This is a genomic window from Luteolibacter flavescens (assembly GCF_025950085.1).
GTDB classification, from domain to species: Bacteria; Verrucomicrobiota; Verrucomicrobiia; order Verrucomicrobiales; family Akkermansiaceae; genus Haloferula; species Haloferula flavescens.
The window spans coordinates 304361-318546 of record NZ_JAPDDS010000003.1; the positions used below are offsets into that span (position 1 = coordinate 304361).

A 14186-nucleotide genomic window follows, 5' to 3' on the forward strand; every position below is an offset into this window, starting at 1 on the left:
GACGCAGTCGCCCCGCTACATGGCGCTACTTGGCTCTACCTCAAATCCCCTCCCCTACCACCGGCCAAAGCTTTGCGACAAGCGGCTCTTGCGCGGCCTCCATGCGCTGGCGGTCGGCGGGCTCCTCATCCTCATGACCGGCTAGGTGCAGCAGGCCATGAACGATGTAGCGGAAGAGCTCGCGCAAGGGGGGCTCGCCATTTTCCGCGGCTTGGCGAAAGGCTACTTCCACGCCGATGACGATCTCCCCGTGGTGGAAGGTGATGACATCCGTCTCGCCCTCAATGCCCATGAATTGCTCGTGGACCCGCGCGCTCGTCTCGTCGTCCACCAGGGCCACCTCCACGCAGTCGTGCTCCAGAATTGGGGCATCGTCGGTGGCGAGATGGCTGGATCGGATTTCCTTCGCGGCGAGTGCCCCGCCTTTTTCCAGCGCGGTCAGCCACGCCTCCGGGATCTCGGTGCGCTGCTGGTTGTTTCCGACGATGAGTTCCACGGGCATGGCAATCAGGAGGCGGCGCGTTGTTGCGGCTGGTCGGAGGGCGATGGAGACGGGGAAGTGGATGGACTCGTGGCCGGAGGTGTCGCCGGTTTCATCGGCTGGGTCTTTGAGCCGCCACCCTGTCGCTTTTCCAGATCGGACTTGCGACCGAGCGTGCTCCGCTCGTCATCCTTCGGGTAGTCGATCCGCGTGTGAAGCATGCTCCGCAGCGTGGCGCAAAAGCTGTCCTTCACCTTCGCCAGATCACGCATGGATAGGGCGCATTCATTGAGCTGCCCGTCGCAGACGCGGCCGTTCACCAGATCCTCGACCATGGTGCGGATCTTCGCGGGCGTGGGCTTTTTCAGCGAGCGGGACGCGCTCTCCACGATGTCCGCGAGCGATACGATGCCGCTCTCGCGGGTGCGCGGGCGCGGGCCGGGATAGCGGAAGTTCTTCTCGTCGATCTTCGGCAGGTCTTCCGGGTTTTCGAGGCCCTTCTCCACCTTCTCCAACTCGGCCTTCTTCTGCTCCTGCGCGCGGCGGTGGAAGTAGCTGACCAGCGAGTCCCCGTGGTGCTCCTGGATGATGTCGATGACCTTCGGGTTGAGCTTGTGCTTCACCGCGAGGTCCACCCCGTCCTTCACGTGGGCGATGATGATGAGCGCGCTCATCGTGGGCGTCAGGGAATTGTGGGGATTCTCCACGCCGTCGCCCTGATTCTCGATGAAATACTCCGGTTTGCTGAGCTTTCCGATGTCGTGGTAGTAGGCGGAGACGCGGCACATCGCGGCATTTGCCCCCACGCTCTCCGCGGCGGCCTCGGCGAGCGAAGCGACCACCAGGCTATGGTGAAAGGTGCCCGGCGCCTCAAGCTGGAGGCGGCGCAGCAGCTTGTGATTAAGGTCGCTCAGCTCCAGCCAGGAAATATCCGTGGTGAGCTGGAAGGCCCCCTCCAGCACCGGCAGCAGGCCGCTGACCAGCAGGGCGATCAGGATGCCCATGCCCAGCGCGGCGAGCGAGCTCCACAATGCCTGCTTGAACCCCTCGAGCTGGTCGGCCATCCCGGGCATCAGGTCGATCCGCTCGAAAAGGATGCACAGCAGCAGCGAGGCGAGGCCTGCATAGACCCCCGCCCGCAGGAGCTGCACGCGCTTTCTCACGCGGTAGGACGCCTGCACCGCCACGAGCCCGCAGACCATGCTGACGGCCAGGAAGATGAGGGCGTCCTCCTTTGGCATCACCAGCGCGCCCAACAGGGCGGCATAGACGGTGGAAAACGTGCCGATCCCCTTCCCCAGCAAGACTGCATGAATCATGGGGATGAGGGCGAAAGGGATGAGCAGGAATTTCATCTGCCCCGGCATCTCGCTCTTGTCCACCAGCAGCGAGATGCCGCGGACGAGGAGCAGATACCCGGCGAGGCCGCCCAGGATGAGGATGATGCGGCCATTCCGCCCGGCAGCGACCTCGTGGTTCGTGTGCAGGACGACGACGGCTGTCAGCGCGATCACCGCGCCGAACAAGGCACCCCGCAGCGCATCGTCGGCGAAATTCGTGTCGGAAGCCGCGCCGAAGACGGTCACGGCGACGACGACAATGAACATCGCGAAGAGCGACAGCCGCACCCAGACGCTACGGTCGAGGGTGAGCGCCACCAAATTCTCCGCATGAATCCGGCGCTTGCGGCCGGACGAAAGTCCGCGGCGCGCGAGGCGCCAGCGTTTGAAGGCATCGATGAATCCCACGGTGAGGCAACTGGGTTGCTAAACGCGGCCGGCGGCGGATAACCCCGCGGGCGGGGCAGACGGTTAGAAGATCCGGCACCCGTTTGCAATGCGCAAATGCCGTAGGTGGGCTACCCGCGGGAATTGCCCTCCCCACAAGGAACCGAGCGGGACCGGATCGCCTATCTCATTATTTTCCAGATCTTTACGAAACCGATGACCGATGCGCATCGTATGCCTCGATGATGCGCCCGACGACCGGGTGGCGAACGACGTCCGCACCCGTAAAGCGCACGAAATCAATGCCCTCGACACCTGCCAGCGCCCGCTCCGCCTCAAAGAGGCCGGACGGCACGTGGGGCTTCAAATCGATCTGCGATCCATCGCCCGTGACCACCATCCGCGACTCCTCGCCGAGGCGGGTCAGCGCCATGAACATCTGCTCGCGGGTCGTATTCTGGGCCTCGTCCAGGATGACAAAGGAGCGGGCCAGCGTGCGCCCGCGCATGAAGGCGAGCGGCGCGATCTCGATGGTGCCGTCCGCGAGGTAGCGCTCGCCTTCCTCGTGGCCGATCATGTCGTGGATCGCGTCGTAGAGCGGGCGCAGGTAGGGCGCGACCTTCTCCCGGAGATCGCCGGGCAGGAAGCCGAGTGCCTCCCCAGCCTCGACTGCCGGGCGGGTGAGCACCACGCGGTGAACGCGCTTTGCCTTCAGCATGGACAGGCCCATGGCCATCGCGAGGTAGGTCTTGCCGGTGCCCGCCGGGCCGAGGCCGAAGACGACGTCATTCTTGTCGATCGCCTTCAGGTAGTCGAATTGCCGCGGGGTCTTCGGCACCACCGGCTTGCGACCGCGCAGGCCGAGCAGGCGGATGCCGGACAGCTCCGAAACCGAGCCACCGCCCTGTGCCGCCAGATCCACCGCCAGCCGGAAATCCCGACCCGCGATCTCGGACCCATGGCGGCGCGCCTCCTCCAGATCGGAAAACGCCGCAGCAGCACGCTTCACCGCCTCCTCCGCGCCCGAGAAGATGATCCACCCGTCCCGCGTCACCGCGCGCACGCCCAGTTTCTCTTCCAGATAGCGCAGCTCGCGGGTGTCATTCGCAAAGAGCGAATTCAGGAACGCCGCGGTCTCATACTCCAGCTTCATCTCCGTCTCCGGAACACTCATCGGGTCTAACTAATCACTTGGAAGCGCCCGGGTCAGGTGGAAATTCGCGCCACATCTACACCACGGCGGAAATCTGCTGCTGGTCCAACTCGACAAAGGAACATTCCTCCAGCGCTGAAGCGATGGCCGGCAGATGCTACGCGAACATTTCCTTCGTCGCCCGCAGGCCGAGATTCCCAGTCCTCACCAGCACCAGTTTCCACGGCCTGCCATGGAGCAGATGGGAATGATAGAAATCGGTGTCTTTCGATACCACTACACGCTGCTCTGCCACCGACACTTCATTGAGAATCCATCCCGGGAGGCATTTTGCTCCGGCAGGTCGAGCGTGTGGATCGCATCGTGTCCCGCCTCACGGAAAATCGACCTCAAGCCCGGCGGCAAATGGGCATCGATCAGAAATTTCATGCGACCGCCAGATGACGGGAATGCACCTTCATCGAGACAGCCGCGTGTTGAAGACAGGCGAGAAGGTCTTCGCGCTCCAAGTCAGGAAATTCCGCCAGAATGTCGTCCACGCTGTCCCCGCCGGCGAGGTATTCCAGAAGCGACTCCACCGTGTAGCGCAGTCCGCGCACCACGGGCTTGCCATGGCAGATCTCCGGATCGATCACGATCCTGCCAAGCAACGACTGGCGGTCTCCCGAGGGGCTGATCATGCTGCAGATTACTGCCCGCCCCACGATTCGGCAACACCTCTGTCCGAGAGAGCGGAAAGGCGATGCCCGCGCTTTCATTCACGAGCCAAGCGGGCAAACAGATACTAGGAAAGTGGAACTCCCACGATCACAAACCACGCGACTATCCTCAACCCGAGCGCGGATGGCGGTGCCGTAAAATCACCGCCCCAGCGATTCTCGCGCGGATCCACTCGGGCCAGCAACTGCGGAAGCCAGATCATGCCGAGCGGCACCATGAAAGTTAGGGACGCACGTATCGCCAGAACATGGCCACCCAGCCAGAACGCCAGCCCGACCCAGATCAGGACGAGAACACTGGCTAGCAGACGCTCGGTGGTGATGAGACGGCTGCGCTTGTATTCAGCGTTTTTCATTTATCTGGGAGGTTACCATGACTCCGGTTGAGAACCCCGTCCAAATACCTCAAACTTCACAAGCTCAGTCTAATTAGACTTTAGCGGCCAAGCACGATCTTCAGCGTATCGCGCCGCCTCCGCCAAGTTCTTGAAGACTGGATAGGCTCTGTTTCGGAGGTATTGAACTGCCGCGTAAGATTGGACCGGATCATCACCCGACCAAGCTTCAATCCCACGACGATTATTCCAAAACCAGATTCGGGAGGTTTCACCATCGTCGATCACAAACGGAAAATTTTCCTCGTCCGCTCCAATCAACACAGACATGTCGAGCCCTTCATATTGGCGAGCATGCTTGATGATCTTCTCGGGGGAAAGGTCGTCGCAACAGGAATAGCTAACAATTTTCGGCACCTCCATAAATTGGCTCTCTCGAGAGGTCTGGTCGCCCTTGTTTCTGACTACCGCGCCCGGACAGGCAATGCGAAAGCGGCAATTGGGACCGAATCATGTAACCGCAAGGTTCTCGCGAAAACGTCCGTCTGACACCCCGAATTCCCACCAAATGGGTAGTCCATTCGTGGACAAAAACGGCATCGTGCGAGCGTAGCCAGCACGCCTTTTCCCTTGCCATGACTTGCTTGAGCCATTTTTTCAAACACGCGTCGCGACCGGTGTCGCTCCGCGAAGCGTCCACCGGAGACCCTACCTTCTTCCTCCTTACCTTCAGACTCCCATGATCGAAGTCGAGAACCTGTCCAAGCAGTTCGGCAAAAAGACGGCCGTCGATGACCTTTCGTTTTCCGTGAAGAAAGGCGAAGTCCTCGGCTTCCTGGGCCCGAACGGAGCCGGCAAATCCACCACCATGCGCATGGTCACCGGCTTCCTGCCGCCGACTTTCGGTGACGCCAGGATCTGCGGCATCTCCATCGTGGACCAGCCGAATGAGGCAAAGCGGAAGATCGGCTACCTGCCGGAGTCCGCGCCGCTCTACAATGACATGACCGTCACCGGCTTCCTGCGCTTCTGCGCGGACGTTCGCGGGCTCTCCGGCAGCGTGAAAAAGGAGGCCGTGGAGCGGGCGATCGAGACGTGCTTCCTGCAACGCGTCGCCCTCCAGTCCATCGAAACGCTCTCGAAAGGCTACCGCCACCGCACCTGCCTCGCCCAGTCGCTGCTGCATGATCCCGAGGTGCTGATCCTGGACGAGCCGACCGATGGCCTGGACCCGAACCAGAAGGACGTGGTCCGCCAGCTCATCAAGAAGCTGGGAGAGACGAAAGCAATCCTCTTCTCCACCCACATCCTGGAAGAAGTCGAGGCTTCCTGCACCCGCGCCGTCATCGTGGACCGCGGCAAGATCGTGGAAGACGGCACCCCGGCCGAGCTCATCGCCAAGGGCAAGGGCTCGCTCACCGATCTCTTCCGCAAGGTGACCACGCTGGATACCGCGGCCTGAAGCCAAGCCAACCTCACCCCTTCCCTTTCCAAATGAACACCTGGACCATCTTCAAGCGCGAGCTTTCCAGTTACTTCAGCCAGCCGACGGCCTACGCGATCATCGTCGTGTTCCTGCTGCTCTCGCTGGGCTTTGCCTTCACCTTCGGGAACTTCATGCGCGTGGGCGATGCCTCGCTGGAGTACTCCTTCTTCTTCTGGCACCCGTGGATCTTCATGGTGCTGGTGCCCGCCGTGGGCATGAAGCTGTGGTCGGACGAGCAACGCACCGGCACGATCGAGCTGCTCGGCACCTTCCCCATCTCGGTGTGGAGCGCCATCTTCGGCAAGTATCTCGCCGCCTGCCTGGTGTGGCTGGTGGCGCTGCTGCTCACCTTCCCCATCGTCATCACGGTGAATTGGCTGGGCGACCCGGACAATGGCGTGATCCTCGCCGGCTACCTCGGCAGCTTCCTCGTCTGCTGCACCTTCCTCGCCGTGACCATGCTGGCATCCGCCTGCACGCGGGACCAGGTGGTGTGCCTCATCATCGCCGTGGTCCTCTGCGTGGGCATGGTGCTCTTCGGCTACGATGACTTCGTGCGCGAGGCTGGCAAGGCGACCTCGGAAAACGTGGGGAATGCCCTCAGCTCGCTGGGCGTGTGGGATCACTTCCGCTCGCTGAGCCGCGGCTCCCTCCGCCTGCAGGATGCCGTGTGGTTCGGCTCCATCATCATCACCTCGCTGCTGGGCACCAGCGCGATCCTCTCCGCCAAGCGCGCCTAACCTTTCATCACTCCACGACCCATGAGCAAGCAAGCCAAGGCCTCCCACCCGATCGGGCGCGCCGCACTCGCGATCACCGCCCTCGGCGTCATCGCCGTGTCGGCCAATCTCCTGGTCTCCTCGCTGAGAATCGGTTACAAGAACATCGACTTCACGGAAAACAAGGTCCACACGCTTTCCGAAGGCACCCGCGGCATCCTGAAGGAGCTGGGAGCCCCCGTCACCATCCGCTACTACGCTACCCGTACTTCGGACTACATGCCGGAGGACCTGAAGCTCCACATGCGCCGCGTGGACGACCTGCTGGCGGAGTATCAGAATCTCTCGAACGGCAAGCTGCGGGTGGAGCAACTCGATCCCCAGCCCGACACCGATGCAGAGGACGCCGCGAACCTCGATGGCATCCGCGGCCAGCGCCTCGATGACCAGAATCTCTACTTCGGCATGGCGGTTTCGTGCATCGATAGCACGGCCACCATCCCCTTCATCGACCCCAGCCAGGAGACGATGCTGGAGTATGAGATCTCCAAGGCCATCGCCGAAGTCTCGCGCAAGGAGAAGCCGGTCATCGGCCTGATGTCCGGCCTGCCCATCGCAGGAAATCAGAACCCGATGATGATGATGCAGGGCCAGCAAGGCTCGCCACCGTGGGTCTTCTACTCCCAGCTCGCGCAATCCTACGAGGTCAAGGACCTGACCATGACCCCGGAGGCGATCGATCCATCGCTCTCCATGCTGCTTGTATTCCACCCGGCGGAAATCACGCCGGAAGCGGAGTTCGCCATCGACCAATACCTGCTCCAGGGCGGCACGGTAGTGGCATGCGTCGATCCCTACTCGGTCGCCGCGCAGATGACCGGCGGAGGCAATCCGATGATGGGCGGCGGAGGCAATCCCACCGCGTCCACGCTTCCAACGCTGCTCCCCGCATGGGGCGTCACGATGAGCACTCAGGTCGTTGGCGACCTGAACTACCAGACCGTGATGAATGGCAATCGCCCCGCCGTGGCCGTGCTGACCATTCCAAAGGAGGGCATGCCTCAAGTGGACAACGTGCTCACCCGGGATCTGAATAGCCTGACCTTCTTCCTACCCGGCGCACTGACCAAGACCGGCGGCTCCGGTGTCTCGATGAATTCACTGGTGAAGTCCTCGGACAAGGCGGGCCTGGTCGATGCGATGAAGGCATCGCAGCTCGATCCCGCCTTGAGCCGCACCATCAAGGACATGAAGTCCTATGACCTGGTGATGCACCTCAAGGGCAACTTCAAGTCCGCCTTCCCGAAGGGCAAGCCGGGCGCGGAAGAACCCAAGCCCGAAACCCCGGAAGGCGAGGAAAAGAAGGAAGAGAAACCCGCCCACCTCACCGAGGCGACCAAGGAGGGCAATGTCTTCCTGATCTCCGACATCGACGTCTTCTTCGACCAGTTCGCCTACCGCGTGCAGCGCCTAGGCGGCATGCAGATGGCGCAGCCGATCAACGGAAACTCCTCGCTACTCTTCAACATCGTGGACCAGGCCGCTTCCTCCGGCCACCTCATCGGTGCCCGCAGCCGCGCGGCGATCGCCCGCCCCTTCACGAAGATCAAGGACATCGAGAGCGAGTTCGACCGCGACTACGGCCAGAAGGTCGAGGAGAAGCAAGCCGAACTCACCAAGCTCGAGGAAGAGCTCATGCAGATCGCCCAGCAGCGCCAGCAGAACGGGGTGGTCTACATGACCGGCGAGGTCGAAACGAAGTACAAGGAACTCACCGCCAAGAAGGTCGAAGCCCAGAAGGAGCTGCGAGAACTGGAGAAAAACCTGAAGCGCGAGAAGGACCGGATCTCCGGCAATGCCACGCTCTACAACGTGGCCTTCATGCCGCTCTTCGTCATTCTGGCCGGTTTCGGCCTCTTCATCAAACGCCGTGCCGCAACCCGCGCCCGCTAATCCCCTACCCAACCCTCAACCACTCCAGCCATGAACAAACGCCAAGTCGTTGTCCTCTGGATCACCGCCCTCCTGCTGGCCATGGCCGCCTACTTCTCGTGGACCGGCAAGTCGAAGGGCTTTGAAAGCAAGACCCAGCGCAGCCGCGGCCAGACCGTGCTCGCCGAATTTCCCGCCGAGCAGGTGGCAAAGCTGAAGGTAAGCTCCGGCGACGAGACGACCACGCTGGTCCGCAAGGACGGCAAGTGGACCGTCGATGAGCGCGAAGGCTACCCGGCGAAGACCGCATCGGTGACGGATTTCCTCCGCTCACTCGCCGAGGTGCAGGTCGTCGAGGGCGTCGAGGCCGATCCTTCCTACGCCCCGCGATTCGGCATGGACCCGAAGTCCAGCAAGCCGGAAGAGCGCGGCACCGAGGTGGTGATGTCGAATGACGCCGGCACCGAGATCGCCCACATCACGCTGGGCAAGAACCTGCAGTCCGCCAGCGAGGACCCGATGGCGGCGATGATGGGTGGCGGCGGTGCCGTCGGACGCTTCATTCGCAATCATTCCGACTCGAGCGGAGTTTACAAGGTGAGCGAGATGTTCTCCGCGCTGACTCCCGAGCCGCAGCGCTGGCTCGATGAGGAATTCCTCAAGGTCGAGAAGATCAAGAGCATCACCGTGAGCCCGAAGGCCAAGCCCGACGAGGTGGACTGGAAGGTGGCGCGCGCCGAGGAGAACGGCGAATTCGCACTCGATGGTGCGAAGGCTGGCGAGTCGCTCGACGCAACGGTCGGCAACACGCTGAAGAGCCTCTTCTCCTACTCGCGTTTCGAGGACGTCGTGCCCGCCAAGAAGGCCGAAGAGATCGCCAAGCCGGAGGACAAGCGCACGATCAAGATCGAGACATTTGAAGGCTTCGCCTACACCATCACCCTCACGGCGACGGAAGCCGAGAAGCCGAAGGACGCCGATCCCGAAGCTCCCGCCCCTGCTCCAGAAGAAAGCTACCTGATGACGGTGGACGTGGCCGCAACGCTGCCTGCCGAGCGCAAGAAGGACGAGAAGGAGACCGAGGAAGACGCCAAGACGAAGGACAAGGCATTCACCGATCGCAAGGCGGAGCTTGAGAAGCGCCTCGCCGCGGAAAAGGCGTTCGCGGGCAAGACTTTCAAGGTGACCACCTACACCGTGGATGCACTGCTGAAGGGCCGCGCCGATATCCTGACGAAGCCGGAAGCCCCCGCTGCCGCAGGCGCACCCGGCAGTGCGATGCCCTTCCCGCCCGGCGCCGGTGCCGCCACCGCGCCGATCCAGATCCCGCCGATGCCGCCACGCAAGCCGGTGGAAGCCGTGACGCCTCCGATCTCCATCCCGCCAGCAGAGGAACGCGAAGCCGCTCCTGCGGAAGAGGAAGAGCAGCCTGCCGAGGAACAGCCCGCGGAAGAAAAGCCGCCGGGCGAGTAAGGAGGATTATCTCTCAAGACGACAAAAGAAGGGCGGCCGTGTTGGCCGCCCTTTTTCGAGACCGAGGCATCTTGCGCTCGGCCGCCTGAGAGAAGAAGGACCGGCGGCAAGATGCCGCGGCCACTGTGTCAGGCCAGATACTCGTCCAGCCAATCGGCGATCGACGAGACGACCTGCGGGTAGCTGGATTCATCGAAGGAATGCCCGGCGCCCTTGATCTCGATCAAGCGCTTCGGCTCCTCCGCCGTGTCGTAGGCATCGCGGCTGTCCTCCGGGAGCACCACGTCATCCTCCGTGCCGTGGATGAGCAGCCATGGGACATTGATCTGGCCGACCTCGTCGAAGAGATCGCCGATGGCGCAGAAGTCATCCACGTGCTTCTGGGAAAGCGGGCAGGCCGGCTCGTCCCACATGAAGCCCTTGTCCGCGACCACGCCGCTGAATTCCCGTTCGTAAAAGGCCTCCGTGCGCACCATGCCGGCCAGCGAGACCAGCACGCGGATGCGCGAGTCCTCCGCAGCCACGGACACGCCGACGGCACCGCCCATGCTGTGGCCGATGTAGGCGACCTTCAGCCCCGGTGGCAGGGCATCGAGGATGTCGCGGAGGTCGCGGCCTTCCTTCGTGATGGTGGCATGGCGGAAGTCGCCCTCCGAGTTTCCATTGCCCGACCACGAGATGCGCAGGCATGGCCAGCCCTTCGCGGCCAGTCCTTCGGCTGCGGCCACCAGCAGCGGCCGGTCCTTGTTCCCCGTGACGCCGTGCCCGAGCAGGACGAGCACGTCATCGCGGTTGCCGGGATGGAAGGAGGTGTCGAGCTTCTCGCCGACTCGGTTGCGGAATTCGGGAAGATCCATCGTCGCGTGCGTTGCTTTGCTTTGATCAGTGAACCGTGCGGCCCGGGAAGGTCAGCTCCGCCACACCGGACTTGTCGAGTTCGCCCAGCTCCAGCTCCACCATGCGGTGGTACTGCGCCTCGGTGGCGAGCGAAAGCGGGGTATTCACACCGGCCTCGGCTGCCAGGGCATTCGCGATGCCGCTGTCCTTGCAGGCGTGGGAGGCGGAGAAATAGCAGTCGTGCTCGCGGGCGATCATGTCGTCGCCATCGGTCTCCAGCACGCGGGAATTCGCGCCGGTCTGGGAGAAGACCTCCTTCAGCATCGCGAGGTCGAGGCCGAGGGCCGCACCGAGGCCGAGGCCTTCCGCGAGACCCGCGGTGTTGATGTTCATCACCATGTTCACCAGCGCCTTCACCTTCGCCGCTTGGCCCGTGCCACCCACGTGGCGCAGCGAGGAGGCGAGGTCCTTCAGGATCGGCTCCACCTTTGCATAGGTCTCGGCGCTGCCGCCGACCATCAGGTAGAGAGTGCCCTGGCGTGCCTGGGTGATGGAGGAGGCCATGCAGGCTTCCAGCGCGGTGGCACCGGTGGCCTGGCAGGCGGCATCCACTTCCTCGTGGACCGCGGGGCTGACGGTGGCGCAGTTGATGAAGGTCTTGCCGCTGGCTCCGGTGAGCAGCGAGTCACCCTCCGCGGCGAAGATCCCGCGCATCGCGGCATCGTCCGTCACCACGGTGAGGATCACATCGGCGGCAGCGGTCACCTCGGCGAGCGTCGCAGGCGCTTCACAGCCCAGCTCCGCGGCCAGGTCCTGCGCCAGCTTCGGGAAAGCGTCATACACCACGGTCACGGGATACCCCTGGTCCTTCAGACGGCGCGCCATGTTCGCGCCCATGCGCCCTGTCCCGACTACTCCGATGCGTGCATTCGACATGGGGCGGAACTTGGAGCACCCGGCAAGGCCTGTCCATCACTGCGGACCACCCGCGGAAAAATCCTGTCTTTTTCCAACTGGATGCAAAACATCTCCGCCAATCGGACGTTTCAACATATCCTGCAAATCGACGCCAAACCCATGCAACGCACCGCAATCCTCTCCTTGCTGCTCTCTGCTGCACCGCTCGCCCTCCATGCCGACTCGCTCACCGAGGCGGACCGCGAGGCGTTGATCGAGAAGCTGGACGGACTGCGGGACTCCGCGAAACAAAAGGCCATGGGCCGCCTCGGGGTCGCGCTGTCGGCCTATCGCGAGGCGATGCAGAGCGACGAGGCAGCGATGGCCTTTTACCTGAAGTGCGTGGAGAAGGTCGAATTCGACGACCAGAAGAAAAGCTCGCAGGAATTCCGCGAATGGAAGCGCCGCCAGGAGGACCGCCTGAAGCAGGACGGTCTGGGCCGCTGCCTCCGCCACCAGCTCCGCTGGCTGGTGCTCACGCTGGAAGCCGCCGAGGCACAGGGGAACTACAAGGACCTCGCGCCCAAGGCCAGCGCCGCGCTCGATGACATCTTCGGCAATCCCGACCAGTTCGGCGGCAATGCGAACCCCTTGCGCGAAGCGGTGACCAGCACGGTCTTTGCCCGTGCCTACAATATCGCCAATGCCAAGGTGGACAACTGGCCGCTCTCCCCGCTGGATATCAGCGCCGTCTTCAATCAGGTGATATTCCCGCCGCTGCGCGTGACCGGAAAGCTGGACCTGATGCGCGAGCAGTGGCTGCGTCGCATCCGCTACGAGGGCCTGATCCGCCAGGAAATGAGCGGTCGCCCCGCCGGTGGTGGTGGCGAGGGCCGCGGTCGCGGCGAAGGCGGCCGGGGCGGTGGCGGAAACGGCGACGGATCGGGAGAGCATGAGAAATTCCTCTCGGAAACGTTGCCTGACCTGAAATGGCAGATGGAGGAGGACATGTACAGGGCAGGCGACCAACAGCGCGCCGCGGTGAACATGCTCGCACTCATCGAAGCAAATCTCACCCATCCGAAAGCACGCGAATGGGCCGACCGCTTCCGCACGCTGATTGATCCACCGAAGGTGGACAAGGACACCGCGGAGAAGGCCGGGCCTTGAGCGGCGCGGCTTCTTTGGCGGCCGATTTACGTCAACGCGGGGATTTTCCGGTTGTTCCGGCCGTAACATCGCGGTTGTTTTTCCGGTAATCTATCCCCGTCATGAAAGCTCTCGTCCTCAGCCTAGCCTTTGCCGCCACCGCGCTCGCCGCGGAGAACAAGAATCCTGCCGTGATGGCGATCGGCTCCCCGGTGCCGGATTTCGAGCTGCCGGGCATCGATGGCAAGAATCACAAGCTGGCCGAGTACGAGAGTGCGAAGGTGCTTTGCCTGATCTTCACCTGCAACCACTGCCCTGACGCGATCGCCGCCGCGGTTCGCATGGAGGAGATCCACCAGGCCTACAAGGACAAGGGCGTGGCCGTGGTGGCCATCAACAGCAGCAACCCGCTCGGCCTGCGTCCCGATGAACTCGGCTACGGGCCGCACGGCGATTCCTTCGAGGAGATGACTCCCTTCGCAAAGGAAAACGGCTGGACCTTCCCCTACCTCTACGACGGCGAGACCCAGACGCTGAGCGCGACCGTGGGTGCCCAATCAACGCCGCACGTCTTCATCTTCGGCGAGGATCGCAAGCTTGCCTACACCGGCCGCATGGACGATGCGGCGCGGAAGACCGGCCCGGTCGAAAAGAGCTACGTGAGGGACGCGCTCGACGCCCTGCTCGCCGGCAAGCCGGTGGCCACGCCGACCACCCGCTCCTTTGGCTGCTCGACGAAGTGGCTGTGGAAGAAGGACGAGGTGGCCGCCGACCAGAAGAACTGGGAGGCCAAGCCGGTGACGCTGGAGAAGCTGGACGTGGAGACCGCGAAGAAGCTCCGCGAGAACAAGTCCGGCAACGTGCGCCTCATCAACTTCTGGTCCACCACCTGCGGCCCGTGCGTCGCAGAGTTCCCGGATCTGGTGGATGCCTACCGCCGCTTCCAGAACCGCTCCTTCGACTTCGTGACCATTTCGCTCGACCCGGTGGACGATCAGGCGAAGGCCCTGAAATTCCTGGAAAAGCAGCACGCCGCGCTTGGCGACCGCACGAAGGCTTCCATGGAGAAGGAAGGCCGCAAGTCGAACAACTACCTCTTCGCCGGAGACAATCCGGACCTGCTCGCCGAGGCGATCGACAAGGAATGGACCGGTGCCCAGCCACACACGGTGCTCGTTTCCCCCGAGGGCGAGATCCTCTGGCGCCACACCGGTGCCGTGGATCCCGTGGAGATGCGCCGCCAGATCGTGAAGGCGATGGAAGGAATGCCCTAAACCC

12 protein-coding genes and 2 pseudogenes are annotated in these 14186 nt (G+C 63.0%); 6 read left to right on the forward strand and 8 right to left on the reverse strand.

What is annotated here, in order from left to right; all coding sequences use genetic code 11:
• Window positions 1–40: 40 nt before the first annotated feature.
• From ybeY to OKA04_RS07100, 6 genes and pseudogenes are all read right to left on the reverse strand, one after another.
• Window positions 41–502, reverse strand: coding sequence for an rRNA maturation RNase YbeY (ybeY, locus tag OKA04_RS07080; RefSeq protein WP_264500447.1), 462 nt, complete (start codon window positions 500–502; stop codon window positions 41–43).
• Window positions 503–507: 5 nt separating this feature from the next.
• Entirely contained in the window at window positions 508–2229 is a 1722-nt protein-coding gene (locus OKA04_RS07085; RefSeq protein WP_264500448.1) for an HD family phosphohydrolase, read from the reverse strand.
• A 184-nt stretch (window positions 2230–2413) separates the two neighbouring features.
• On the reverse strand, window positions 2414–3382 hold the full coding sequence (locus OKA04_RS07090; RefSeq protein ID WP_264500449.1) for a PhoH family protein: 969 nt from the start codon (window positions 3380–3382) through the stop codon (window positions 2414–2416).
• Window positions 3383–3518: 136 nt separating this feature from the next.
• Window positions 3519–3692, reverse strand: a pseudogene (locus OKA04_RS24720) (DUF5615 family PIN-like protein); the annotation flags it as partial.
• A gap of 94 nt (window positions 3693–3786) precedes the next feature.
• Window positions 3787–4041 carry a DUF433 domain-containing protein gene (locus OKA04_RS07095; protein WP_264500450.1) on the reverse strand — a complete coding sequence of 85 codons (255 nt, stop codon included), beginning with the start codon at window positions 4039–4041 and terminating at the stop codon, window positions 3787–3789.
• 104 nt (window positions 4042–4145) lie between these two features.
• A complete protein-coding gene (locus OKA04_RS07100) occupies window positions 4146–4436 on the reverse strand; it encodes a hypothetical protein (protein WP_264500451.1) in 291 nt (96 codons plus the stop codon).
• Between the two features lie 718 nt (window positions 4437–5154).
• On the opposite strand from OKA04_RS07100, the pseudogene OKA04_RS07105 reads away from it, so the two are divergent.
• From OKA04_RS07105 to OKA04_RS07120, 4 genes and pseudogenes are all read left to right on the forward strand, one after another.
• Window positions 5155–5823: pseudogene (locus OKA04_RS07105) on the forward strand (ABC transporter ATP-binding protein); the annotation flags it as partial.
• Window positions 5824–5909: 86 nt separating this feature from the next.
• On the forward strand, window positions 5910–6641 hold the full coding sequence (locus OKA04_RS07110; RefSeq protein ID WP_264500453.1) for an ABC transporter permease: 732 nt from the start codon (window positions 5910–5912) through the stop codon (window positions 6639–6641).
• A 21-nt stretch (window positions 6642–6662) separates the two neighbouring features.
• Window positions 6663–8573 (forward strand): Gldg family protein, encoded by a 1911-nt coding sequence (locus OKA04_RS07115; RefSeq protein ID WP_264500454.1) that lies wholly within the window; start codon window positions 6663–6665, stop codon window positions 8571–8573.
• A gap of 30 nt (window positions 8574–8603) precedes the next feature.
• Window positions 8604–10025 (forward strand): DUF4340 domain-containing protein, encoded by a 1422-nt coding sequence (locus tag OKA04_RS07120; RefSeq protein ID WP_264500455.1) that lies wholly within the window; start codon window positions 8604–8606, stop codon window positions 10023–10025.
• A 128-nt stretch (window positions 10026–10153) separates the two neighbouring features.
• On the opposite strand, the gene OKA04_RS07125 is transcribed toward OKA04_RS07120, so the two are convergent.
• Together OKA04_RS07125 and OKA04_RS07130 are read right to left on the reverse strand one after the other, a co-directional pair.
• The gene (locus OKA04_RS07125; RefSeq protein WP_264500456.1) at window positions 10154–10882 is read right to left on the reverse strand and encodes an alpha/beta hydrolase; all 729 of its coding nucleotides are present in this window, start codon (window positions 10880–10882) and stop codon (window positions 10154–10156) included.
• Between the two features lie 25 nt (window positions 10883–10907).
• On the reverse strand, window positions 10908–11798 hold the full coding sequence (locus OKA04_RS07130; protein WP_264500457.1) for an NAD(P)-dependent oxidoreductase: 891 nt from the start codon (window positions 11796–11798) through the stop codon (window positions 10908–10910).
• A 141-nt stretch (window positions 11799–11939) separates the two neighbouring features.
• On the opposite strand from OKA04_RS07130, the gene OKA04_RS07135 reads away from it, so the two are divergent.
• Window positions 11940–12929, forward strand: coding sequence for a hypothetical protein (locus tag OKA04_RS07135; protein WP_264500458.1), 990 nt, complete (start codon window positions 11940–11942; stop codon window positions 12927–12929).
• A 101-nt stretch (window positions 12930–13030) separates the two neighbouring features.
• The gene (locus OKA04_RS07140; RefSeq protein WP_264500459.1) at window positions 13031–14182 is read left to right on the forward strand and encodes a redoxin domain-containing protein; all 1152 of its coding nucleotides are present in this window, start codon (window positions 13031–13033) and stop codon (window positions 14180–14182) included.
• Window positions 14183–14186: the final 4 nt, after the last annotated feature.